Source organism: Streptomyces sp. NPDC127177 (assembly GCF_042672475.1).
Taxonomy (GTDB): Bacteria; Actinomycetota; Actinomycetes; order Streptomycetales; family Streptomycetaceae; genus Streptomyces.
The window spans coordinates 39,847-63,793 of sequence record NZ_JBHXUW010000024.1 but is presented as its reverse complement, the minus strand read 5'-3'; the positions used below and the strand labels follow the sequence as shown (position 1 = coordinate 63,793).

General features: G+C 71.1%; 21 protein-coding genes. 7 read left to right on the top strand and 14 right to left on the bottom strand.

All coding sequences use genetic code 11. The features are described 5' to 3' along the window. Positions 1-21: 21 nt before the first annotated feature. The 3 genes from ACFVJX_RS17070 to ACFVJX_RS17060 all read left to right on the top strand — a co-directional run bounded on the left by ACFVJX_RS17070 (position 22) and on the right by ACFVJX_RS17060 (position 4,430). Entirely contained in the window at positions 22-1,140 is a 1,119-nt protein-coding gene (locus ACFVJX_RS17070; protein WP_384122896.1) for an NADH:flavin oxidoreductase, read from the top strand. Positions 1,141-1,398: 258 nt separating this feature from the next. After that, entirely contained in the window at positions 1,399-2,952 is a 1,554-nt protein-coding gene (locus ACFVJX_RS17065; RefSeq protein ID WP_384123050.1) for a hypothetical protein, read from the top strand. A 155-nt stretch (positions 2,953-3,107) separates the two neighbouring features. Next, positions 3,108-4,430 (top strand): ammonium transporter, encoded by a 1,323-nt coding sequence (locus ACFVJX_RS17060; protein WP_384122894.1) that lies wholly within the window; start codon positions 3,108-3,110, stop codon positions 4,428-4,430. A gap of 64 nt (positions 4,431-4,494) precedes the next feature. Here ACFVJX_RS17060 and ACFVJX_RS17055 read toward each other — a convergent pair whose 3' ends face one another. The 5 genes from ACFVJX_RS17055 to ACFVJX_RS17035 form a co-directional block, all read right to left on the bottom strand. Next, positions 4,495-5,151 carry a response regulator gene (locus ACFVJX_RS17055; RefSeq protein ID WP_384122892.1) on the bottom strand — a complete coding sequence of 219 codons (657 nt, stop codon included), beginning with the start codon at positions 5,149-5,151 and terminating at the stop codon, positions 4,495-4,497. Between the two features lies 1 nt (position 5,152). Further along, positions 5,153-6,340: a sensor histidine kinase gene (locus tag ACFVJX_RS17050; RefSeq protein WP_384122890.1), complete on the bottom strand. Its 1,188-nt coding sequence runs from the start codon at positions 6,338-6,340 to the stop codon at positions 5,153-5,155. A gap of 5 nt (positions 6,341-6,345) precedes the next feature. Beyond that, positions 6,346-8,556: an MMPL family transporter gene (locus ACFVJX_RS17045; RefSeq protein ID WP_384122888.1), complete on the bottom strand. Its 2,211-nt coding sequence runs from the start codon at positions 8,554-8,556 to the stop codon at positions 6,346-6,348. 106 nt (positions 8,557-8,662) lie between these two features. Further along, the gene (locus tag ACFVJX_RS17040; RefSeq protein ID WP_384122886.1) at positions 8,663-9,256 is read right to left on the bottom strand and encodes a GNAT family N-acetyltransferase; all 594 of its coding nucleotides are present in this window, start codon (positions 9,254-9,256) and stop codon (positions 8,663-8,665) included. Between the two features lie 46 nt (positions 9,257-9,302). Then, a complete protein-coding gene (locus ACFVJX_RS17035; protein WP_384122884.1) occupies positions 9,303-10,076 on the bottom strand; it encodes a peptidoglycan recognition protein in 774 nt (257 codons plus the stop codon). A 303-nt stretch (positions 10,077-10,379) separates the two neighbouring features. Between ACFVJX_RS17035 and crcB (ACFVJX_RS17030) the strand changes: the two genes are divergently transcribed. Genes crcB (ACFVJX_RS17030) through crcB (ACFVJX_RS17020) form a run of 3 tightly spaced genes read left to right on the top strand, consistent with a single transcriptional unit; the run spans position 10,380 to position 11,514 of the window. Continuing rightward, positions 10,380-10,796 (top strand): fluoride efflux transporter CrcB, encoded by a 417-nt coding sequence (gene crcB, locus ACFVJX_RS17030; RefSeq protein WP_384122882.1) that lies wholly within the window; start codon positions 10,380-10,382, stop codon positions 10,794-10,796. Continuing rightward, positions 10,793-11,143 (top strand): DUF190 domain-containing protein, encoded by a 351-nt coding sequence (locus tag ACFVJX_RS17025; RefSeq protein WP_384122880.1) that lies wholly within the window; start codon positions 10,793-10,795, stop codon positions 11,141-11,143. The genes crcB (ACFVJX_RS17030) and ACFVJX_RS17025 overlap by 4 nt, the downstream gene beginning before the upstream one ends. Further along, positions 11,140-11,514, top strand: coding sequence for a fluoride efflux transporter CrcB (gene crcB, locus ACFVJX_RS17020; RefSeq protein ID WP_384122878.1), 375 nt, complete (start codon positions 11,140-11,142; stop codon positions 11,512-11,514). The genes ACFVJX_RS17025 and crcB (ACFVJX_RS17020) overlap by 4 nt, the downstream gene beginning before the upstream one ends. A gap of 67 nt (positions 11,515-11,581) precedes the next feature. Here the strand turns inward: crcB (ACFVJX_RS17020) and ACFVJX_RS17015 are convergent, their stop codons facing one another. The 8 genes from ACFVJX_RS17015 to ACFVJX_RS16980 form a co-directional block, all read right to left on the bottom strand. Further along, complete coding sequence (locus tag ACFVJX_RS17015; RefSeq protein WP_384122877.1) at positions 11,582-11,893, bottom strand: SCO5918 family protein; 312 nt, start codon at positions 11,891-11,893, stop codon at positions 11,582-11,584. A 51-nt stretch (positions 11,894-11,944) separates the two neighbouring features. Then, entirely contained in the window at positions 11,945-13,513 is a 1,569-nt protein-coding gene (locus ACFVJX_RS17010) for a DEAD/DEAH box helicase (RefSeq protein WP_384122875.1), read from the bottom strand. Positions 13,514-13,939: 426 nt separating this feature from the next. Further along, a complete protein-coding gene (locus ACFVJX_RS17005) occupies positions 13,940-14,143 on the bottom strand; it encodes a cold-shock protein (protein ID WP_015609674.1) in 204 nt (67 codons plus the stop codon). Positions 14,144-14,512: 369 nt separating this feature from the next. Continuing rightward, on the bottom strand, positions 14,513-17,542 hold the full coding sequence (locus ACFVJX_RS17000; RefSeq protein WP_384122874.1) for an alpha-mannosidase: 3,030 nt from the start codon (positions 17,540-17,542) through the stop codon (positions 14,513-14,515). Between the two features lie 55 nt (positions 17,543-17,597). Further along, the gene (locus tag ACFVJX_RS16995) at positions 17,598-18,851 is read right to left on the bottom strand and encodes a glycosyl hydrolase (RefSeq protein WP_384122872.1); all 1,254 of its coding nucleotides are present in this window, start codon (positions 18,849-18,851) and stop codon (positions 17,598-17,600) included. Positions 18,852-18,917: 66 nt separating this feature from the next. Next, positions 18,918-19,778: a carbohydrate ABC transporter permease gene (locus ACFVJX_RS16990; RefSeq protein ID WP_384122870.1), complete on the bottom strand. Its 861-nt coding sequence runs from the start codon at positions 19,776-19,778 to the stop codon at positions 18,918-18,920. Further along, positions 19,775-20,689, bottom strand: coding sequence for a carbohydrate ABC transporter permease (locus tag ACFVJX_RS16985; protein WP_384122868.1), 915 nt, complete (start codon positions 20,687-20,689; stop codon positions 19,775-19,777). Before ACFVJX_RS16985 ends, ACFVJX_RS16990 begins: the two co-directional genes overlap by 4 nt. 8 nt (positions 20,690-20,697) lie before the next feature. Beyond that, complete coding sequence (locus tag ACFVJX_RS16980; protein WP_384122866.1) at positions 20,698-21,984, bottom strand: extracellular solute-binding protein; 1,287 nt, start codon at positions 21,982-21,984, stop codon at positions 20,698-20,700. Between the two features lie 407 nt (positions 21,985-22,391). Here ACFVJX_RS16980 and ACFVJX_RS16975 point away from each other — a divergent pair, with 407 nt between their 5' ends. Then, positions 22,392-23,411, top strand: coding sequence for a LacI family DNA-binding transcriptional regulator (locus tag ACFVJX_RS16975; protein WP_384122864.1), 1,020 nt, complete (start codon positions 22,392-22,394; stop codon positions 23,409-23,411). Between the two features lie 10 nt (positions 23,412-23,421). Here ACFVJX_RS16975 and ACFVJX_RS16970 read toward each other — a convergent pair whose 3' ends face one another. Then, positions 23,422-23,760, bottom strand: a complete 339-nt coding sequence (locus ACFVJX_RS16970; protein WP_384122862.1) for a MerR family transcriptional regulator — start codon at positions 23,758-23,760, stop codon at positions 23,422-23,424. Between the last annotated feature and the right edge of the window lie 187 nt (positions 23,761-23,947).

Here is a 23,947-nt window from a genome sequence, read left to right as displayed (position 1 = left end):
CCCCACGAAGAGGACAACGCCATGACAGAAGCGACCGCCGGCCGGCCGACAGACACCCTCGCGCGCCCGTTCTCGGTGCGCGGGCTCACCTCGCGCAACCGGATCGCGATGGCACCCATGACCCGGCAGTTCTCGCCGGGCGGGGTACCGGGCCGGGACGTGGCGGACTACTACGAGCGGCGGGCCGCCGGCGGCGTCGGGCTGATCATCACCGAGGGCACCTACGTCGACCACGAGTCCGCGGGCACCAGCGACCGGGTGCCGCGGTTCCACGGTGCGGACGCGCTCGCGGGCTGGGCGGGGGTCGCGGACTCCGTGCACCGGGCGGGCGGCGCGATCATCCCGCAGCTGTGGCACGTCGGCGTCACACGCGCCGAGGGCGCGCCGCCGGTGGCGGACGCGGAGCCGGTCGGGCCTTCGGGAGTGTCCCTGACGGGTGAGCCCAAGGGGCGCGCCATGACGCAGAAGGACCTCGACGACGTGATCGCCGCGTTCGCCGACGCGGCGGCCGCCGCCGAGCGCATCGGCTTCGACGGCGTCGAACTGCACGGTGCGCACGGCTACCTGCTCGACCAGTTCCTCTGGTCCGGCAGCAACCGGCGCACCGACGCCTACGGCGGCGGCATCGTCGCGCGGACCCGCTTCGCCGCGGAGATCGTGGCGGCCTGCCGCGCGGCCGTGTCCGACGCCTTCCCGCTCTTCTTCCGTATGTCGCAGTGGAAGCAGGACGTCTACGAGGCGAAGCTCGCGCAGACGCCCCAGGAGCTGGACACCCTGCTCACGCCGCTGGCCGAGGCCGGTGTCGACGTCTTCCACGCCTCCACCCGCCGCTACTGGCTGCCGGAGTTCGACGACTCGGACCTGAACCTCGCCGGCTGGGTGCGGAAGATCAGCGGCAGGCCCACGGTCACCGTCGGCTCGGTCGGTCTGGACGGTGACTTCTTCAGCGCCTTCCAGGGCAACGGATCCGATGTCACCGGCATCGAAAGGCTGCTGGACCGGATGGAGCGGGACGAGTTCGACATGGTCGCCGTCGGCCGGGCGCTGATCGCCGACCCCGAGTGGGCCGCGAAGACCCTGGGCGGGCGCACCGGGGACATCACACCGTTCGGCGCGGAGATGCTGAAGACGCTGCGCTGACCTGACCTGACCGGGCGCCGGCCTGCCGGAACCGGAGGCCCTGTCGCACAGAGGACTCACAGGTCACAGGGGTGACGAAGCAGCCATCCGGATTCACGGTCGGGAAATATCGAACCCCCGGGGCCCGGCACACGCTCTAGGGTTTGCCAGGTGTGTGTCAGCGGGGAGTTGCAAGCGCGTACGAGCGGCACAGGTGACAGCCGGCCCGGCAGCCGGGACGGGGACCCGGCGGACCCGCCCTGGTGGCGGCGGCAGTCCGTGCCGCTCGTCGCCGTCGGCGTGGTCGTTCCGCTGTACGTCGTCTGGGCGGCCGTCCTGGCCACCGGCGGCGGCGACCTGGCAGCCCAGCTCGCCTGGTCGGGATTTACCGCCCGCCATCCTGATTCCGCGTACAACCTCTCCTGGTACGGCGGGATACACACCGCCGGCTACAGCGTCTTCTCCTCCTACCTGATGGCCTTCCTCGGTGTCCGGACGGTGTCGGTGGCCGCCGGTATCGCCGGTTCGTGGCTCATGGCCCTGCTCTTCGTCCGCGCCGGAACGCGTCATCCGGTCGTGCCGTCGGTGCTCGCCTCGCTCGCCCTGTGGTGCAACGTCGCGTCGGGGCGCACGACCTTCGCCCTCGGCGTCGCGATCGGGCTGGTCGCCTGCCTGTACGCCCACCGCACCGTGGCGCCCGTCGTGGCCGGGGCGCTGGCGACGATGGCCAGTCCGGTGGCGGGGCTGTTCCTCGTGGTGGCGGGGGCGGCTTACCTCCTGGACCGGCAGTGGCGGAAGGGCGCCGTCCTGAGCGTGCCGTTCTTCGTCGTCGTGGGCGCCGTCGCCCTGCTCTTCCCGGGCAGCGGCGAACAGCCCATGCACAGCGGCAGGCTGTGGATGCCGCTCCTCGTCTGTGCCGCGCTGGCCGCCGCGGCGCCGCCGGGACAGCAGTGGCGTGTCCCGCGCTACGGCGCCGTGGTGTACGCCGTCGGGGTCCTGCTCACCTTCTTCGTGGCCTCCCCGATCGGTACGAACGTCGAGCGGCTCCTCGGCCTCGTCGCCGTCCCCGTGCTGTTCGCGGCGCTCCTGGTGCTCGTCCGGGAGAGGTCGTGGACACGCACCGCCGTGATCGCCGTGACCCTCGTGCTGTCCGCCAACTGGCTGGCCGACAAGACCATCGACGATCTGCGGGTCTCCGACGACGTGCCGTCCTGGGCCTCCCACACGGGCGGTGTGGTCGGCGAACTGCACCGTCTGGGGGCAGGCCGCACCCGCGTGGAGGTCGTGCCCGCCCGCAACCACCGGGAGGCGACCCTCCTGGCCCGCCATGTGAACCTGGCGCGCGGCTGGAACCGCCAGCTCGACGTGGAGCGTGGCCGGCTCTTCTACGACGGGACGCTGTCCCCGGCCACCTACCGCGCCTGGCTGGACCGCTGGGCCGTGGGCTATGTCGTTCTCCACCACGGCCGGCCCGACGGACCGGCCGAGGCCGAGGCCGCGCTGGTGCGGCGCGGGCTGCCGTGGCTGCGGAAGGTCTGGCAGGACGACGGCTGGACCGTCTACCGGGTGCGGAACTCGGTGCCGCTCGTACCGGCCCCGGCCACGGTCGTGAGCACCGACGAGGCGGATCTGGTGGTCCGGGTCCCGAACGCCGGCTCGGTGACGGTACGGGTCGCGTACTCGCCGTGGCTGCGGGCGCGCCCGGTCGGCCGGCACGGCGGTGGCGGGTGTCTGCGCAAGGACGGTGAGTGGACGGAGCTCACCGTGCCGAGCGGTGGCACCTACCGGCTGGACTCGGCCTACGGTCTGCCCCGCGCCGCCGGCCACTGCTGAGGAACGGCGGGCGCGGGGCCCGTGCCCGCCGGTGAGACTTCGGCAACCCCCGTGCAACGAAATACAGCGGAAACACCCGGGTCCTCATTACGAAACGCGCGCCGGTCACGCTCTCAGTCGCCCGCACCGCACGCCGCTCCGAGGAGGACTCCCCCGTGACCCCCGTGACCGTGGCCGCGGCAGGCCTCGACACAGGCGACACCGCCTGGCTGCTGGCCGCCACCGCACTCGTCCTGCTGATGACTCCGGGGCTCGCCCTGTTCTACGGCGGCATGGTCCGCACGAAGAGCGTCCTCAACATGCTGATGATGAGCTTCGTGTCGATCGCGCTGGTCACCGTCGTCTGGCTGCTCGCGGGCTACTCGCTGGCCTTCGGCGACGACGCGTTCGGCGGGCTCCTGGGCGGTCCCGGCCACCTGGGCATGGCGGGCATCGGCCCCGACACCCTCACCGGCTCCGTCCCGACCCTGCTGTTCACCACGTTCCAGCTGACGTTCGCGATCGTCACGGCGGCACTGATCAGCGGCGCGATCGCGGACCGTACGAGGTTCGCGGCCTGGCTGGTGTTCGTGCCGGTGTGGACCCTGCTCGTATACGCTCCCGTCGCCCACTGGGTGTGGGGTCCGGGCGGCTGGATCAAGGACTCGCTGGGCGCGCTGGACTTCGCCGGCGGTCTGGTGGTGGAGATCGCGTCCGGGGCGTCCGGTCTCGCGCTCGCCCTGGTGGTGGGGCCGCGCATCGGGTTCAAGAAGGACGCGATGCGCCCGCACAACCTGCCCATGGTGATGCTCGGCGCCGGACTGCTCTGGTTCGGCTGGCTCGGCTTCAACGGCGGCTCGGCCCTGGGGGCCAACGGACTGGCGGCGGCCTCGATGCTGAACACGCTCGTCGCCGGCTGCACCGGCCTGCTCGGCTGGCTCTTCGTCGAGCAGAAGCGCGACGGCCACCCCACCACCTTCGGCGCCGCGTCCGGCGCGGTCGCCGGACTGGTCGCGATCACCCCCGCCTGCGGAACGGTCGGCATCGTGGGCGGCGCCGCCGTCGGGCTCACGGCGGGCGTCGTCTGCTCCTACGCGGTCGCGTGGAAGTTCCGCTTCGACTACGACGACTCGCTGGACGTCGTCGGTGTCCACTTCGTCGGCGGCATCGTCGGCACCCTCCTCATCGGCCTGTTCGCGACCGCCACGATGACCGGCGGCACGGAGGGGCTCTTGTACGGGGGCGGGGCGGCGCAGCTCGGCCGGCAGGCCGTCGCCGTGCTCGCCGTGGCCGCGTACACCTTCCTCATGACGTACGGGATCGGCAAGGCCGTCGACCGGCTGATGGGGCTGCGGGCCTCCGCGGACGAGGAGTTGACCGGCCTCGACCAGACGCTGCACGCCGAGAGCGCCTACGACCACGGCGCTCTGGGGCATGGCGCCGTGCAGACGGCGGCCCGGCCGGCGCCGCTCCCGAAGGACCGGAAGCCCACTGCGTGAAGGCCGTCACAGGCGTCGTCGTACCGCACCGCCCCGGTACGGCGAAGGCCGCACCGGACCCGGCCTAACGCCGTTGCAGCAGCCCGCTGTTCATCGCCACGACCACCGCGCGCGTGCGGTCGTTGACGTCGAGCTTGGCGAAGATCCGCAGGAGATGGGTCTTCACCGTCGCCTCACCGATGAACAGCCGCCGGCCGATCTCCGCGTTGGACAGGCCGTCGGCGACCGCCTCCAGCACCTGGGCCTCCCGGGCGGTCAGTGCGGCCGGCACCGGGCCGCGCATCTTGGCCACCAGCCGCTGGGCGACCCGGGGGGCCAGTACCGTCTCGCCGCGGGAGGCGGCGTGGATGGCGTCGACGAGCTGTTCACGGGTGGCGTCCTTGAGCAGATAGCCGGTGGCGCCCGCCTCCACCCCGCGTTCGATGTCCGCGTCGGTCTCGTACGTGGTCAGGATGAGGACGCGGGTACCCGTGGGGCCCGCGACGATCTCCGTGGTCGCGCCCACCCCGTCCAGGACCGGCATGCGCAGGTCGAGCAGGGCCACGTCCGGCCGGAGCCGTTCGACGAGGCGGACGGCCTCCCTGCCGTCGCCCGCCTCCCCGACGATGTCGACGCTGGGTTCGGAGCCCAGCAGCGCGACCAGACCTGCGCGCATCACCGTGTGGTCGTCGGCCAGGATGATGCGCAGCGGAGCGGCTGCTGCCGCGGGGTCGGATGTCATGTCACACCTGGGGCCCGTCGTTCAGAGGGATCGTGGCGAGGACGCGGGTGCCGTCCCCGGGCGAGCTGGTGACGGTGAGACCGCCGCCGAACTCCGCGAGGCGCCGGCGCATGCCGTCCAGTCCGAAGCCGTGGGAGTCCTCGACGACGAACCCGCGGCCGTCGTCGGTGACCTCCAGCTCCACGGCTCCCGGCTGCGGTGCGAGGACGACGCCGACGGTGGAGGCGGCGGCGTGCTTACGGACGTTGGCCAGCGACTCCTGGGTGCACCGCAGGAGTGCGATCCGGGTCGGCTGGTCGCACTCGACGTCCGCCAGCTCCGCCGTGACCGTGAGACCGGTGTCCTCGGTGAAACGGTCCAGGGTCCGGCGGAGCGTCGCGGCGAGCGATCCGGCCGCCACCCCGCTGCTGGGCGCGGCGCCCACCAGCACCCTGGCCTCGGCGAGGTTCTCCCGGGCCGTCTGCTCGATGGACCGGAGCTGCTGGGCGCTGCGGTCGGTGTCCACGGCCAGCTGGGACCTGGCCGCCTCCGCCAGCACGATGATGGAGGCGAAGCCCTGGGCGAGGGTGTCGTGGATCTCCCGGGCGAGGCGCTCGCGTTCCTCCGCGGCGCCCTGCCGTTGGTGGACCTCGGCCAGTTCCAGCCGGGCGCTCTTCAACTCGGCCCGCAACGCCGCCCGTTCGTCGCGCTGGGCCAGCGCCCTGGGGGTCAGCAGTGCCATCACGACGGCCACCACCCAGACGCCGAGGGAGGAGATGGTGTTGTGGAGGAACACATCCGCTCGGCCTCCCTCCCGCAGGCCGCCGCCGAGCGTGATCGCCAGGGCGCCGAGACCGGTGAGGAGGATGGCGCCCCGCGGGCTGTCGGCGAAGACGATGAACTGGGTGAGCGTCACGGTGTAGAACACCCCGAAGCCGTCCCCCAGGTACGAGACGCCGCCCAGCACCACGACGAGCACGCAGAGATACCCGTACGGACTGAGCACCGGGTTGTCGGGGCGCCGGCGCACCAGTGTGTAGCAGAGGGCGAGCACGGCCATCAGCGCGAGCAGCCCGAGCTTGCGCCCCGGGGGTGTGCCGCCCAGCATCGTGATCAGGGTGACCAGGGCGATCAGCGCCCAGGACAGGGCCTCCCACCCGTGGAGTACCCAGATCCAGACCGGGTCGCCGCGCTGCGGCCGTTGAAGCATGCCCGTCAGATTACGTGCGGGAGCGAGGGGGCGGGCGGTGTGCTGCCCGCCGTACGCCGTGCCGGGCGCAGTGGCCGCCATGCGCGGTCGCCGAGGAGCAGCAGCGCCGAGGGCAGGATCATCATCCGGATGATCACCGCGTCCAGCAGGACGGCCACCGCCAGGCAGAAGCCCATCTGCTTCATCTCGGTGAGGTGCAGGAAGACGAAGGCCGCGAAGATCGTGACCATCACCAGTGCCGCGCTTGTCACCACCTTCGCCGAGCGGGCGATGCCGTCGAGCACCGCCTCGCGGGCCGTCATGCCGTGTTCCATGGCCTCCTTGATCCGGCTGACGACGAAGACCTGGTAGTCCATCGAAAGGCCGAACAGAAGCACGAAGAGGAAGAGCGGCACCCGGGAGGCGATGGCGCCGAGGGAGTCGAAGTCCAGCAGCTCCTCGGCCCAGGTGCCCTGGAAGACCAGGACGAGTGCGCCGAGCGCGGCGGCGGCCGAGAGCAGGTTCAGTACGACTCCGAGCAGTCCGACGACGACCGAGCGGAAGGCCACCGCTGTCGTGACGAAGGTGAGCAGCAGGAGGAAGCCGATCACCAGCGGGAGCTTGCTCCGCTCGTGGTGCACGTAGTCCTGGCCGCGGGCCACGTCACCGCTCACCGCCGTGTCGGCGTCCGGCAACCGGCCCACGGTGGCCGGGATGTAGCGGTCGCGCAGGTGGTCGAGGGAGGCGATCGCCTCGTCGGACGGCGCGGGGTGCGGCACGGCCAGTTCCAGCACGCTGATCCGGCCGTCGGCTGAGGTCCTCACGACGGGTTCGGCGTTCCTGGCGAAGAGCGGGTCGCTCTGGGCCCGCCGGCCGAGCTCGGTCAGTGCCTGCCGGACCTCGGGCGCCCGGTCGGCGCTCGTACGGGTCACGACCTCGTGCTTGACCAGGAGTTCGGGGTACGCGTCGGTCAGCCGGTCGTAGACCTGCATGGCCGGGATGGAGCGGGAGAAGGTGTCCTTGCCCGGGTCGATGAGCTTGAGGCCCAGGGCGGGCGCCGCCACGGCGAGCATGACCAGGACGGACACGCACAGGGTGATGGCGGGGTGGCGCTGCGCGGGGCGCATGAGGGCGGTGAACATCCGGCCGTTCTCCGGCCTGCCGGGCTTGCTGACGGGCCGCGCGCCCCGCTCGGCCCGCCGGGCCGCCTTCTTCGCGGCGCGGCGTCCGGCGCGGTGGCCGAGCTTCACCAGCAGGGCGGGAAGCACGGTGAGCGAGCTGAGCACGGCCACGGCGACCACGAGGACGGTACCGGTCGCCAGCGAGGAGAAGATGACGTCGGTGGCGAGGTAGAGGGTGGCGGTGCAGACGATCACTGCGAGGCCGGAGACCACGACGGCCCGGCCCGCCGTCGCCGCCGCGAGTTCCACCAGCGCCTCGGGGCTGAGCCGGCCGGCGGCGCGGGCCCGCTCCTCGCGTTCGCGCTTGAGGTAGAAGAGCGTGTAGTCGACGCCGACCGCGAGCCCCATGAGCAGGATCATGTTCGTACCCACGCCCGGGTCGGGCATCAGGTGCGAGGCCAGCATGGCCAGGCCCATCGTCGCGGCGATCGAGGAGAGCGCCAGCAGCAGCGGCACCCCGGCCATGACCACGGAGCCGAAGACGATGAACAGGATGACGAGGGTGACCGGCAGGGAGAGGCGCTCGGAGAGCGCGAGGTCGTCACCGCGCTGGTCGTTCACGCCCTTGCTGATGGCCGGCGCGCCCGTCTCCTCGACGATCAGGTCCGGATGGCCGGCCGCCACCTCCGCCGTGGTGTCGAGGAGCGGGACGACGTTCTTCCTGGAGTCCAGTTCGGCGCCCTTCATGACCACGCTCACCCGCAGGACGGTGCCGTCCTTCGAGCGGACCGGGGGCGCCACCTCCGCCACCTCGGACAGGCCGCTCATCCGGGTGGTGAGGTCACGGGCCGCCTCGGTGGCCCCGGCGGCGTCCAGCGGCCCGGACGCGGCCCGGATCAGGATGTGCTCGACGGGCCGGCGCTGGAGGCCGCCGTCGGTGGCCATCGACTCGGCGTGGCCGGCCTCGCCGACCCAGAAGTCCTTCGTCGTGGCCGGGTTGTTGCCGGCGGTGATGCCCGCGCCGAGGCACAGCAGCACGAAGAGGAACCAGCCGACGATCGCCTTCCACGGGTGCCGCGCGCTCCAGCGGGCCATGCGTTCGGGTCGTATTCTCATGCCCTGAATGCTGGTCCGTCAGGGCATTCGCCCGGCAGCCCCGGCCGGTGGAACCGGTGGTCCACCGGTCGGTGGACACCGGCCCGGGGGCCTGCCCCCGTACGGGTCAGAGCCGGGCGCCGAGCCGGGCCTTCACCTCGGGCCATTCGTCGGCGAGCAGGGAGAAGTAGACCGTGTCGCGCCAGCTGCCGTCGGGGCGGCGGCGGTGCCTGCGCAGCACCCCTTCGCGCCGGGCGCCGAGCCGGGCGATCGCCGCCTGTGAGCGCTCGTTGAGATGGTCGGTCTTCAACTGCACCCGTCCCATGCCCAGTTCCTCGAAGGCGTGGGTGAGCAGGAGCAGCTTGGTCTCGGTGTTGACGGCCGACCGCCAGTACGCGCGGCCGTACCAGGTCGAGCCGATCTCCAGGCGTTCGTGGGTCACGTCGATGTCCAGGTACGTGGTCCAGCCGATCGCCCGACCGCTCGCGCGGTGGACGACGGCGAACGGGACGTACACGCCCTGCCGCACGGCCGTGAGCAGCTCCGTCAGCTTCTCGCCGAGCTCCTGCCTGGTCCTGGGTGTCGGCACGCCCAGCCAGCGCCAGACCTCGTCGTCGTCGCCTCCGGCGGCGAAGAGGTCGTCGAGGTGGCCGGGGGCCAGGGGTTCGAGACGGACATGGCCGCCGGTCAGGGTCACGGGAAGCGGGGTCGTCGCAGGCATGCCGGAACCCTAACCCATTTCGAACTAGGCACAACAGATTTATGTACTAGTGCGAACCACGGTGCGGTGTACCGGCGTCCTCCGTGTCCGTCCGCCCCCCACGCAGGGCCGCCGCCGCGGCGCGGATCGCGGGCAGTTCGCCGTACAGCGCATCGCCCGGACAGTCGGTCTGATAGGCGTCGCGGTGCCCCGATATGACGTTCAGGACGGCGGCCCTGCCCTTGGGATACCTGCTCGCGCCGTTCGTCGAGACCAGCCGCACCGTGCCGCGCGGGTCGACGCCCGGCCGGAGCTTCCACGCGGCCACCTCGGCGAGCGCCCGCACCACGGCCGCCGGTACCTCGGTGCCGGCCCCGTAGTCGCCCAGTACGGCGATGCCCACGCTGTCGGCGTTGAAGCCCGTCGTGTGCGCACCGCGCACCGACCGTGTGACGCCGCCCGCCCGGCCCTCGTAGATCGTGCCGCACCGGTCGACGAGGAAGTTGTAGCCGATGTCGTCCCAGCCGTTGCCCTTGATGTGGGACTCCTCGACCGCCCGCAGCAGGCCGGGCACCTCCGCGCAGTCGTAGTCGTTCGTCTCCCCCGTGTGATGGATGAAGACCGCCCGTGCCGGACCCGTGTAGACCGCCGGCTCCTTGACCATGTTCTCGTCCGCGTGCCACGCCGCCCGGCCGACGATCGCCGGCTGGGGCACCGCGTGCCCCCGCTCGTGGACGGGGGCGGCGGGCGTGGGCAGTACCAGGGGCACCGGGGCGTCCCGCAGTACCAGGAGGGTGAGCGGGAGGACCGCGGCGCCCAGCCATATTCGACGGGGCCACATGCAACCACCCTGCGGCCTCGGCGCCCGAGCCGCAGACGGGGTGGCCAATCGGGTGAACGCACCCCGTCCCACCTGCGGGTATTGAGCCCGAGCGGCGGTTTCCACGGGGCACGCCCCGGCTCGGCCCCCCGGCACGCACCCGGACGGCGCGGGCGATAATCTGGAAGGAGCACGGTCGGCGACGACCGCTGCGCGGCGGTGGGGCCCGCCGTACCCGAACCGCGGCCGGACCGGCCGCCAACGGTCCCTACTTGCGAACGAGCGCGCCCGCGTCCGGCGGGCGCCCCGGCAGGTAGGAGACGTGTGTCCTCGAAACCCCTGAACGCGCAGACCGCGGTCGTCGCGGTGGTCGCCCTCGGCGGTGCCGTGGGCGCGAGCGCCCGCTACGGGGCGTCGCTCCTGTGGCCCACGGCGACGGGCGGTTTCCCGTGGACGACTCTCGTGGTCAACGTCATCGGCTGCGCGGTGATCGGCGTGTTCATGGTCGTGATCACCGAGGTGTGGCCCGCCCACCGGCTGGTGCGGCCGTTCTTCGGTACGGGGGTGCTGGGCGGGTTCACCACCTTCTCCACCTACGCCGTGGACATCGAGCGCCTCGTCGACGGCGGCCGGGCCCGCAGCGGACTGGCATATCTGGGACTGACACTGCTCGCGGCCCTCGCGGCGGTGTGGAGTGCGGTGTGGCTGACACGCCGCGTACTGGCGTGGAGGCAGTCATGACGACACCGGCGACCGAACGTGCCCTTCGGCTGACCGTCCTGGTCGGGGAGTCCGACGTCTGGCACCACAGGCCCGTCTACACCGAGATCGTGCACCGGGCGCACGAGGCCGGGCTCGCGGGCGCCAGCGTGTTCCGGGGCATCGAGGGGTTCGGCGCCTCCTCGATGATCCACACCCAGCGGCTGCTCTCGCTGAGCGAGGACCTGCCGGTGGCGGTGGTGATCGTGGACACCGAGGAGAAGGTGCGCGCCTTCCTGCCGCTCATCGCGGAACCGGCCGGAGACAGCCCGATCGTCCTGGACGCCTGCGAGATCGTCCGGCGCGCAGGGGACGGGGAGCAGCGGTGAACTGGCTGCTGGTGATCGTCGGCGCGGCGGTCGGCGCCCCGATGCGCTACCTCACCGACCGGGCGGTGCAGTCCCGGCACGACACCGTCTTCCCGTGGGGGACGTTCACGGTGAATGTGAGCGGCTGCCTGATCCTGGGGCTGCTGACCGGCGCGGTCACGGCGGGCGCCGCGTCCTCGCACGTCCAGCTGCTGCTCGGCACGGGCCTCTGCGGGGCGCTGACCACGTACTCGACCTTCAGCTACGAGACGCTGCGGCTGGCCGAGGACGGTGCGCGGTTCTACGCGGCGGCCAACGTCGTCGGGAGCGTGGCGGCGGGTCTGGGCGCGGTGTACGTCGGTGTCACGCTCGCCGAGGCGCTCTGGGGCTGACCCCGGACACGCGCCGGGGCCCGGCTCCCCCGAAGGGAAGCCGGGCCCCGGCGTGTGGTGCGGTGGTTCAGGCGTCCTGTCCGGGTGTCCCCAGCGCGGCCGAAGCCGCCTCCATGGGGCTGAGCACCACCGGAGCGGCGGGCGCCGGTACGGACCGGCAGGTGAAGCCGAGGCGCCCGAGCGCCCTGGTCACCTCGGCGGCCGTGAAGTCGCGGCGGTCCTGCCGGGTGATCACTTCACCCACTTGCTTGACCGGGTAGACACGACGGCTGATGATCACCGATTCCCCGGTGACGGGTTCGGGCTTGATGCCCTTCATCGATTCCTCGACCTCGTGCTTGAAAAGGTCGAACGGGAAGCGGGCGATGACGCAGCGCATAGTGCCTCAACGGGGTCGGGGAGCGGAGCCGGACGGGGACGCGGAATTCGGTCAGGCGGCACGGTTGCCGGAGGGCCGGCGCTGCCCGCCGGAGGCGGGCGCGGACGACGCCGACGACGAGGTGCGCCGGGCCTGGGCCGGACGGCTGCGCCGGCCACGGGACGAGGAGCCGCCCTTGGGACGCTCGGACGGCGGCGAGGTGATGGTGACGGGCACGCCCGAGGGCGCCTGGGCACCGGTGATCCGGCTCAGCTCGGCCTCGCCGGAGCGGACCTCGGCGATCTGCGGGGTGATCCCGGCGTCGGACATCAGGCGCGTCATCTCGCGGCGCTGGTTGGGCAGCACCAGCGTGACGACACTGCCGGACTCCCCGGCGCGGGCGGTACGGCCGCCGCGGTGCAGGTAGTCCTTGTGGTCGCTCGGCGGGTCGACGTTGACGACCAGGTCGAGGTTGTCGACGTGGATGCCGCGGGCCGCGACGTTGGTGGCGACGAGCACCGTGACGTGCCCGGTCTTGAACCGGGTCAGGGTGCGGGTGCGCTGCGGCTGGGACTTCCCGCCGTGCAGCGCGGCCGCCCTGACCCCGCTGCTCAGCAGGTGGTCGGTGAGCTTGTCCACGGCGTGCTTGGTGTCCAGGAACATGATCACGCGGCCGTCGCGGGCGGCGATCTCCGTCGTGGTGGCGTACTTGTCGGCGCCCCGGACGTAGAGCACGTGGTGCTCCATCGTCGTGACCGCACCGGCGGCCGGGTCGACGGAGTGGACGACCGGGTCGTGCAGGTAGCGGCGGACCAGCAGGTCGACGTTGCGGTCCAGGGTGGCCGAGAACAGCATCCGCTGGCCCTCCGGCTGCACCTGGTCCAGCAGCTCGGTGACCTGCGGCATGAAGCCCATGTCGGCCATCTGGTCGGCCTCGTCCAGGACGGTGATCGACACCCGGTCCAGGAAGCAGTCACCGCGCTCGATCAGGTCCTTCAGCCGGCCCGGCGTGGCGACGACGACCTCGGAGCCGCCGCGCAGCGCCGCGGACTGCCGGCCGATCGACATACCGCCGACGACCGTGGCCAGGCGCAGCTTGAGCGAGCGGGCGTACGGGGTGAGCGCGTCGGTGACCTGCTGGGCCAGTTCCCGGGTGGGGACCAGGACCAGGGCGAGCGGGCGGCGGGCCTCGGCGCGCCGACCCTCGATACGGGCCAGCAGGGCCAGACCGAAGGCGAGCGTCTTGCCGGATCCGGTACGGCCGCGGCCCAGTACGTCACGGCCGGCCAGCGAGTTCGGCAGCGTGGCCGCCTGGATCGGGAACGGCACGGTGACGCCCTGGCCGGCGAGTGCCGCCAGCAGTTCCGCGGGCATGTCCAGATCGGCGAAGGCCTCCACGGCGGGCAGCGCCGGCGTGATGGTCTTCGGCAGTGCGAATTCGCCCTGCTTGGCGGCCGGCCGGCGGCCGTAGCCGCCGGAGCGCTGGGCCGGGGCGGCGAAGCGGCCCTGACCGCCCTGGCGGCCGGGGGCCTGCGAGCGGAAGCCGCCACCCGAACGGGAACCCCCGGATGCGGCGGGGCCGCCACTGCGGGGGGTGCGGGAAAAGCGGTCATTGGAGCGAGATGTGCGGTCGCGGTTCATACGGAACCCTTCCTCGATATGGCGCGTATCGAGGAATTCATTGCGGCGACGAGCGGCACAAGAATCGCAAGAACGGGCCGTTGGCATACGTGAACGAAGCCCGGCGGCCGGTCTTGAGCCGATACGGACCCGGTGGAACCGGGTCCGGCGCTTCGCAATGACGGGACGAACGGGCCCGCTGAGCGGGACGCAGTCACGTCACGGGGCTCCGGCGGGCCGGTTTTCCGGTCCGGGAGCCATGGCGGATCGTCCGCCGCACGGTGAAGATCTTGGTTCGGGCGCCTGCCCGGCAGCTCGTGGCGGGGGTACCGGCACGGCGTCGCCAGGGGCGGGCCCGTAAAAGCAACGAGCTGGGGCCCGCACCCCAAGGTGCGGGCCCCAGCTGCGCGAAAGCATCTCAGCGCGTGAGCGCCGGAGCAATCAGGTTCACGCGGGGGTGATGTTCTCCGCCTGCGGGCCCTTCTGGCCCTGCGTGACGTCGAAGTTCACCTTCTGGCCCTCCTGCAGCTCACGGAAGCCGCTGGCGGCGATGTTCGAGTAGTGGGCGAAGACGTCAGCGCCGCCGCCGTCCTGCTCGATGAAGCCGAAGCCCTTTTCCGCGTTGAACCACTTGACGGTGCCAGTAGCCATGTTTTATCTCCTTCTGGGGCAGAGCCCGGGGACTCGCACTGTGCCAGTCCCGCGTCGCCGCGATGATTACCCCATCCGGATAATGAACCGGAAAATACAAAAGCGCACCCACCGGCCCATTTAGCCGAGGAGAGCACTTGGAGTCTTTGGGAACCACAACTGCAACTGAGATCTACAGTAGCACAATGAATGCGGGCGGGCGCGGCAAGTAATTACACTCCGCCCGGCGTGTCATAAACCCTCACCGCACATTGCGTAAAATTCTGTGCTTGTCGCCGTAGATATTCGCCGCCCCGCGGGACAGTGCTTCCGCCCCGCGGCAGCAGCCTCCCCCCTGATCCGGGGACCAGGGGGGAGATCGCCGGCACCTCAGGCGCGGGCGAACCTCAGCGTGATCAGCTCGAACGGGCGCAGCGACAGCTGGATCCCGGCGTCGCCGAGCTCCGGCGCCGTCGCGTCGGCCAGCGGCCGCTCCAGCAGATCGGTCACCGCGACACCCGCTGCGTCGAAGCCGGTACCGACACGGACCCCGGCGCGGCCGCCCGTCGACTCGTAGAGCCGTACGACGAGGTCGCCGCTCGCGTCGTCGGCCAGCTTGACCGCGCTGACCACCACCGCGTCGTTGTCGACGCTCACCAGCGGCGCCACCTCGCGCCCGCCCGTGACCCGGCGCTCCGGCAGGTTGATCCGGAAGCCCTCGCGGACCGCGTCACCGATCGCGGCCCCGGGCGCGAGCGCGTGCCGGAAGCGGTGCACGCCCTGGTCGGTCTCCGGGTCGGGGAAGCGCGGGGCGCGCAGCAGCGAGACCCGCACGGTGGTGGTCGTGCCCGCGTCCGAGTCGCGGACGGTACGGGTCACGTCGTGCCCGTACGTCGAGTCGTTGACCAGCGCCACGCCCCAGCCCGGCTCCTCCAGGTGGACGAAGCGGTGGTTGCAGGCCTCGAACTTGGCCGCCTCCCAGCTGGTGTTGGTGTGGGTGGCCCGGTAGAAGTGCCCGAACTGCGTCTCGGAGGCGTACCGCTCGGCGTGGATGTCCAGCGGGAACGCCGCCTTGAGGAACTTCTCCGTCTCGTGCCAGTCGGCCTCGGTGTCGATGTCGAGCCGCTTGACGCCCGGCGCGAGGCTCAGCAGCTGGGTGACCTTCGAGTCGCCGAAGCTGCGGACGATCCGCACCGAGACGGTGCCGCCGTCCTCGGCGGGGGTGAGCTCGTCGAGGTCCGTCAGGTCGGTGACGGTGTTGCGGTAGAACTCGTCCACGTCCCAGGCGTCCCACATGTTCGGGAAGTCGGGGTGGATCTGGAGCAGGTTCGCGGCCTGCCCCGGAGCCACCGTTTCGCGGCCGGCGGCGATGTCGTAGGCCGAGACGACCAGGCCGCGGGCGTCGATCTCCACCCGGAGCAGATCGTTGTCCAGGACGAACCCGCCGCCCTCGCGCGGTGCGATCCGGCCGCTCCCGCCGGACGTGACGGCCGCCGCCGCACCGGCCGGGACTCCGCCGCGGGCGTGCGGGGCGGAGTTGAAGAGCAGGGTCCGGCCCGTCGTGGCGTCACCGGCCAGCGCGCGCTGTGCCGCGTCTACGATGCCGTTCAGCTCCTCGGCGACGGCGGCGTAGGTCTTCTCCGCCTCGCGGTGCACCCAGGCGATCGACGAGCCGGGCAGGATGTCGTGGAACTGGTGCAGCAGCACCGTCTTCCAGATCCGGTCCAGCTGTTCGTACGGGTAGTCGGCCCCGGTCCGCACGGCGGCGGTGGCGGCCCACAGCTCGGCCTCGCGGAGCAGGTGTTCGCTGCGGCGGTTGCCCTGCTTGGTCTTCGCCTGGCTGGTCAGGGTGGCGCGGTGCAGCTCCAGGTAGAGCTCGCCGACCCACACCGGTGCGTTCGGGTACTCCGCCTCCGCCTTGGTGAAAAAGTCGGTGGGCGTCTCCCACTCCACCGTCGCGGAGCCTTCGAGACTGCGCATCCTGGCGGCCTTGGCGATCATCTCGCGGGTGGTGCCACCGCCCCCGTCGCCCCAGCCGGTCGGCGCCAGGGAGTGCCGGGCGACGCCCTTGTCCTTGAAGTTCTTCGCCGCGTGGGCGATCTCGCTGCCCTTCATCGAGCAGTTGTAGGTGTCGACGGGCGGGAAGTGCGTGAAGATCCGGGTGCCGTCGATGCCCTCCCACTGGAAGGTGTGGTGCGGGAACTTGTTGGTCTGGCTCCACGAGATCTTCTGCGTGAGCAGCCACTTGGAACCCGCGGCCTTGATGATCTGCGGCAGCCCGGCCGCGAAGCCGAAGGTGTCGGGCAGCCACGCCTCGTCGTTCTCGATGCCGAACTCGTCGAGGAAGAACCGCTTTCCGTGCACGAACTGGCGGGCCATCGCCTCGGAGCCCGGCATGTTCGTGTCGGACTCGACCCACATGCCGCCGGACGGCACGAACCGCCCCTCGGCCACGGCCTTCTTGACCTTGGCGTAGACCTCGGGGCGGTGTTCCTTGATCCAGGCGAACTGCTGGGCCTGCGACATCGCGAAGACGAAGTCGGGCTCGTCCTCCAGGAGAGCCGTCATGTTGGACGTCGTACGGGCGACCTTGCGGACCGTCTCGCGCAGCGGCCACAGCCAGGCGGAGTCGATGTGCGCGTGGCCGACGGCGCTGATCCGGTGCGCGGAGGGCTGCGCGGGCGTCGCGAGGACACCGGCGAGCTGCTCGCGGGCGGCTGCCGCGGTGCCGTTGACGTCCTGGAGGTCGACCGCGTCGAGCGACCTGCCGACCGCGCGCAGGATGTCCCAGCGGCGGGCGCCGTCGACCGGCAGTTCCTGCATCAGCTCACCCAGCACCTCCAGGTCCTGGACGAGGTTCCACACGTCCTCGTCGAAGACCGCGAGATCCATCCGGGCGAGAACGTACTGCGGTTCGTCGCCCGCGGTCTCCTTTTCGCCCAGCTGCGTCGGCAGGAAGGGGTGGTAGTCGAGGATGACCGGGTTGGACGCGGCCTCGATGTGCAGCAGCACCTCCTCGCCGCCCTCGGCGGGGGCGGCGACGCGCACCCACTGGTTGCGCGGGTTGAGGCCCTTCACCGGGGTGCCGTCGGGGCGGTAGACGAGGCCCTCGCACTGGAATCCCGGCATGTTCTCGTCGAAGCCGAGGTCGAGGAGCGCCTCGACGGTCCGGCCTGCCCATGCCTCGGGGACCGTCCCGGACACCCGGAACCAGCTGGTGCCCCAGGGGGCTCCCCACCGGTCGCCGACCGCGATCGGTCCGGTGGCACCGGCCAGGCCCTCGGCGACCGGGACGGGCTCACCCGGTGCGTTCCAGACGGCGACGTCCAGCGGGACGGATTCCGGGTATACGGCCGGCCGGATGCGCTCGTCGAGGACGCGCTTCAGACGGGCTTCGACCAGGCTGCGGTCGTCGTGCATGAGGGTGGCTCCGTTGTGAGTCGGGGGTGGGTGGTGGTGACGGGCCCGGCCGAGGTCAGCCGGCCCGGCCGGGTGTGACGACTTCGGTGATACCCCGCGCGGCCAGATGCCGTGCGTCCCCGGCCCTGCTCGCGAGGACGGTGGTGGGGCGGGCCCCGTCGGCGGTGAGCCGGGCGAAGGCCTCGAAGACCTCGCCGCCCGGGGCGCAGGTGGAGCGTCGGGGCGCGGTCGTGTCGTCGCCGGTGTCGACGACGACGGCCGTGGTCCGCGGCGCGGGCCGGTGGGCCCTGGCACGCTGTTCCTCGACGATCCGGGCGATGGCCCGGCCGGCCGGTTTGACCTGCCGGTCGTTGGTCAGCAGGCCGAGGCCGTATTCGAGTTCGGGGAAGTCGGCCAGCGAGCGGGACACGTCGTGCGAGCACCACCAGGTGACCCCCCAGACGTCCTCGCAGTCCAGCGCGTTCTCGACGGTCGCCTCGGTGAACGCGGCGGCGTGCTCGGCGGGGATCAGGGGGGCGGGGGCGCCGACCTCCTGGAGCCACACCGGCCGGTGCGCGTCGAGCGCCCAGGCCTTGGAGAGCTCGATCAGATAGGCGGCGTGGTGTTCGGTGGCGGTGCCGGTGCGGCCGTGCCGCTGGGCGGTGCCGTTGAAGACCCAGGAGTGGACGGCGGTGGCGGCCCCGATCCGCGCGGCGTGCGCGGGGGTGAAGGCGTGGTCGTCCTGGTACCAGGCGGCGTCGTACTCGGCGTGCAGGTGGAGCTTGCCGGGCGCCCCCTCCTCGCAGGCCTCCAGCATCCGGGTCAGCCAGCTGCCGGCCTGCTCGGGGGTGATGCGGTCCGGGTCGGGGTGCGGGTCGCCGGAGAACTGGTTGATCTCGTTTCCGAGGGTCATCCCGATGAAGTGCGGCCGGTCGGCGAGGGCGGCCGCGAGCGTGCGCAGGTACTCGGCCTGTCCGGAGAGCACATCGGGGTCGGTGAAGAGGTTGCGCCGGTGCCAGGTGCCGGTCCAGGCGGGCAGGAAGTCGAAGCTCGACAGATGGCCCTGGAGCCCGTCCACGCTGACGTCGAGGCCGCGTTCGGCGGCGGCGTCGGCCAGTTCGACGAGCTGCTCGACGGCGCGCGGGCGGATCAGGGTCCGGTTGGGCTGGAAGAGCGGCCAGAGCGGGAAGACCCGGATGTGGTCGAGGCCGAGACCGGCGATCGAGTCCAGGTCGGCCCGCACGGCGTCGAGGTCGAAGTCGAGCCAGTGGTGGAACCAGCCCTGGCTGGGCGTGTAGTTGGCGCCGAAGCGCGGCGGGGAGGTGCTCATACGGAACAGGGGTCCTGGTTCTGTGGTGCGGGTGGCGGCGTTCGGCGGCGGTCGGCCGGCGGTCGGTCAGCCCTTGACGGCTCCTTCGCCGACACCCCGGAAGAAGAAGCGCTGGAGACCGGCGAAGAGCACGATCAGCGGGAGCACGGCGATGATCGTGCCCGCGGCGACGAGCCGTTCGTCGATGGCGAACGTGCCGTGCAGGTAGTTCAGTCCGATGGTCAGGGTGAAGTTCTCCGGGTCGCTGAGGACGATCAGCGGCCACAGGAAGTCGTCCCACGAGCCCATGAAGGCGAAGATCGCGACGACCGCGAGGGTGCCCTTGACCGAGGGGAGCGCGATCCGCAGGAAGCGCTGCCAGACATTGGCACCGTCCACGAAGGCCGCCTCCTCCACCTCCTGCGGGAGGTTCAGGAAGGCGTTGCGCATCAGCAGGACGTTCATCGCCCCGATGGACCCCGGCAGCAGCACCCCCAGCAGGGTGTTGTTCAGGCCCAGGTCACGCATGGTGGTGAACTGGGCGATGATGATGCCCTCCACCGGTACGAGCATGGCGAGGATGAACGCCAGCGTCGCGGCCCTGCGGCCCCGGTAGCGCAGCCGGGCGAGCGCGTAGCCCGCCAGTGCGGCGCCGACGCAGTTGGTGACCACGTTGGCGGTGGCGACCTTGAGGGAGTTGAACGCGTACTCCCACACCGGGATGGTGTCCGCGACCCTGCTGTAGTTGTCCAGGGTCGGGTCGCTGGGGAAGAACTTCGGCGGGGAGCTGAAGATGTCCTCGTTCGGGCCCTTCAGCGAGGTCGAGAGCTGCCACAGGAACGGCCCCACGGTCAGCACCAGTACGGCGAGCAGCAGCACGTACCGCAGGACGAGCTGCCAGGGCGGGACGCGCCGGCCCTCGGCGTCGGTGGTCTTCAGGAAGCTCACGCGTCCTCCTTGCGGTCGGCGCGCAGCACCAGGAGCATCAGGCCGACGGTGACGACGAAGATGACGACCGAGATGGCGGAGGCGTAGCCGACCCGCCCGGTCAGTCCGGTGCCGACCCGCTGGACGAGCATCACCAGGGTGGTGTCCTCGCCCGCCGGTCCGCCCGAGGGGCCGGCCATCAGGTAGACCTCGGAGAAGACCTTGAAGGCGGAGACCGATGAGAGCGCGGCGACCAGCACCATGGTGGAGCGGATGGCGGGAACGGTGACGGTGAAGAAGCGGCGCACCACCCCCGCACCGTCCACGGACGCGGCCTCGTGCAGCTCACGCGGCACGTTCGCCAGCGCGGCCAGGTAAATGATCATGTAGTAGCCGAGGCCCTTCCAGACCGTGACCGTCATCGCGCTGCCCAGCAGCAGCCACTGGTCGCTGAGGAATCCGACCTTGCCGATCCCCACCGCCTCCAGGAGCGAGTTGATCAGCCCCCGGTCGTCGAGCATCCACACCCAGATCAGGCCGACGACGACGATGGAGGCGACGACCGGGGTGTAGAAGGCCGAGCGGAAGAACGAGATGCCTGGGATGTGCCGCTGGACGAGCATCGCCAGCAGCAGCGGCAGGATGACGAGCGCCGGGACGACACCGAGTACGTAGAGCACGCTGTTGCGCAGCCCGGTCCAGAACATCTCGTCGTGGAGCAGTTCCCGGAAGTTCGCGAGGCCCACGAACTTCCCCGGGACCAGGGTCCGCCGGTCGGTGAAGGCGTTGACCAGTGTGCTGAAGAACGGGAAGAGGCTGAAGGCGCCGACCACGATCAGCCCGGGTGCCGCGAACAGCCAGGGGCTGAGCGGCAGATGGCGGCTGATCCGGCGGACGGGGGAACGGGCGGGGGCGGGGGCGGAGGTAGTCACGAGAGGGATCAGCTCTGCTGGAGCAGCCGGTCACAGGCCTTGACAGCGTTATCAAGGGCTTCCTTGGGGCTCTGCTTTCCCTGCAGGGCCTTGGCGATCTGGTTGCGCAGCTCGGTCTTCATCTGCTCGCTGAACAGCACCGGTGTGTAATTGACCGCCGTCTTCAGGGACTTGGCGGCGGCGACCCGGACCCGGGTCTCGTCCGTGCCGTCCTCCTTCGTGAAGTACGGGTCGTCGAGCGATCCGGCGGTGCTCGGGAAGATGGCGACCTTCTTGGCGAACTCCATCTGCCGGGTCGCGTCGGTCACGTAGTGCGCGAAGGCCACGGCGGCGGGCTTCTGCTTGGTCTGCGCGTTCACCATGACGCCCATGACGTACATGTTGGCCTTGCCGGTGCTGCTGACCTGGTCGGTGATGCCGATGTTCTTGTAGAGGCTCGGGGCCTGCTTCTTGAAGTTGGCCAGGTCCAGCGCGCTGCCCGGGTTCATCGCCACGGACTCGGTGAGGAACTTGTGGCCCGACGACTCCGGGGTGGCCGTCAGCGCCTGAGCGTCGAGCGCCTTGGCGTCGTACAACTCCTTGTAGTGGGTGAGGAGTTCGATGCCCTTGGCGTCGTTGAAGGCGAAGCCGGTGCCTTCCTTGTTCATCAGCTGTCCGCCGTAACGGCCGAAGTCCTCGATGGTGGGCACGTTCGCGAGGGTGGCGACCTTGCCCTTGCTCTTCCCGGCCAGCTTCAGGCCGTCCGCGAAGACCTCGTCGTAGGTGGACGGCGGCTTCTGCGGGTCGAGTCCGGCCTCCTCGAGGAGGCGCTTGTTGTAGAACATCGGGCCGGTGTTGAGGTACCAGGGGAAGGCGAACGTCCCTTCCGTGCCCGGTATCTGATGGCTCTTCCAGGCGCCGTCCAGGTACTCCTTGCGGTACTGCGGGGCCGCCTTGTCGAGGTCCAGCGCGATGCCCGCCTTCGCCAGCGGGGCCACCAGGTCGGGCGACACGTTGACGACGTCCGGCAGGGTGCCGCCGGCCGCGTCCGCGCTGATCTTGTCCGCGTAGCCCTCGCCGGGCCGGTCGACCCACTTGACGTCCGTTCCCGGGTACTTCTTCTCGAAGTCCGCGATCACGCCGTTGAAGTAGTCCTTGAAGTTCGCCTGAAGGTTCCAGGTCTGGAAGGTGATCTTGCCCTCGACCTTGCCCGAGGCGTCGGAGGAGCCCGATCCGGACCCGCCCCCACAGGCACTCAGCGGCAGGACAGTGGCGAGGACGGCGGCAGTGGCGACTGCTCTGCGAGAGATGCGCACGGTGAACGGCTCCTTTGCTCGGACCAGGCGTGCGGACGGCGGACCGGGGGCTGCTGACCGGCCGGATGCGTTCGCCCAGCAGACCCTGCAATGCGGGTGGTCCAAAGTCAATACATTCGTTGGGAAAGAACCGAATGTTTCGACATACTCCCAGGTCAGAGCGGTTTGTGAGCACATTCAAGATCAATGACTAATGCGCTTTAGGCTGTCACAGCTCAAGCGCATTAGTTGCCTGGACGCTTCGCTCGACCAATGGGCCGGAAAGCCATACGATGCCCCGGGGTGAGCGAACCCGACGACCCATGAGAGCCACAGGGAACGCAGGAGAGAGGCACCGCGTGACACCGAAGCGGCCGCCGGCCGGGGACACTTCACCGGCCAGACGCACGCCCGCACGACGGCCGACCATGAAGGACATCGCCCAGCGGGCCGGGGTGTCGGAGAGCGCCGTCTCCTTCGCGCTCAACGACCGTCCGGGCGTCTCGGCCATCACCCGGGACCGGATCCGGCGCGTGGCCGAGCAGTTGGGCTGGCATCCGAGCACCGCCGCCCGCGCCCTGTCGGGCGAGGGATCGGCCACGGTGGGTCTGGTGGTGGCCCGTCCGGCGGCGAACCTGGGCGTGGACTCGTTCTTCCTCCAGCTGATCTCCGGCATCCAGGAGGTGCTGGCCGAACGCAGGCTCGGTCTGCTCTTCCAGGTGGTGGAGGACGTGACGGCCGAATGCGCGGTCTACCGCCGCTGGTGGGCCGAGCGCCGGGTCGACGGCGTGCTCGTCGTGGACCCGCGCACCGATGACCCGCGCGCCCGGCTGCTGGACGAACTGGGGCTGCCCGGCGTGGTCATCGGCGCCCTCCCGGGCAGCGACACCGGCCCCCACCCGGGGCTCTCCCAGGTCCGCGCCGACGACGCGGGAGCGATGGCGGCCATCGTGGGCAGGCTGTACGAGCTGGGCCACCGGCGCATCGTGCACATCGCCGGACTGCCCTCGCTCGCGCACACCGACCGGCGCATCCGGTCCCTGCGCATCGAGGCCGACCGACGCGGTCTGACCGAGGTCCGCTCGCTGACCACGGACTACTCGGACACCGAGGGGGCGGCCGTGACCCGACGGGTGCTGGAGCAGGACGACCCGCCGACCGCGATCGTCTACGACAACGACGTGATGGCCGCGGCCGGGGTGGCGGTCACGGCGGGGCTGGGGCTACGGGTCCCGGACGACGTGTCGGTGGTGTCGTGGGAGGACTCCGCGCTGTGCCGGCTGACCGCCCCGTGGCTGACCGCGCTCTCCAGGGACACGGTCGCCTTCGGACGGCTCGCGGCGGGCGAACTGACCGCGCTGCTCGACGGCGGCGCGGCGCACACCGTCCAGGTGCCGCTGCCCACCCTGATCGAACGGGGCAGCACGGGGACGGCGGCCGGAGGGTAGGGCGTGCCCCTCAGTGGGCGTCGCGGCCCGGAGTGGGCCTGCGCAGCTCCTCGTTGAGCCGGAGGGCTTCTTCGAGCTGGTCCTCCAGGATCACGATGCGGCAGGCGGCCTCGATCGGGGTGCCCCCGTCGACGAGCTCCCGGGCGCGGGCGGCGATGCGCAGCTGGTAGCGGGAGTAGCGGCGGTGGCCGCCCTCGGACCGCAGGGGGGTGATCAGCCTGGCCTCGCCGATGGCACGGAGGAATCCCGGCGTGGCGCCGATCATCTCGGCGGCGCGGCCCATGGTGTAGGCGGGGTAGTCGTCGTCGTCCAGGCGGTCGGCGGCGTGCGGAGGGGAATCGGGGGGCATGGGCACCTGCCGCGTGTCGCCGACTTCGTTGACCGGAGGGGAAACGTTGACCGGGGGAGAAACTCTCGTTGTGCGAGCCATCGTCTCTATCATAGCCGCGACAGATTTCCCTGGCCGGACGGGGGAAGTTATCTGACCGGGCCGCTCGTGGGGCCCTCGGCCCGGCCCGCGAGCGCCCTCCCGCGGA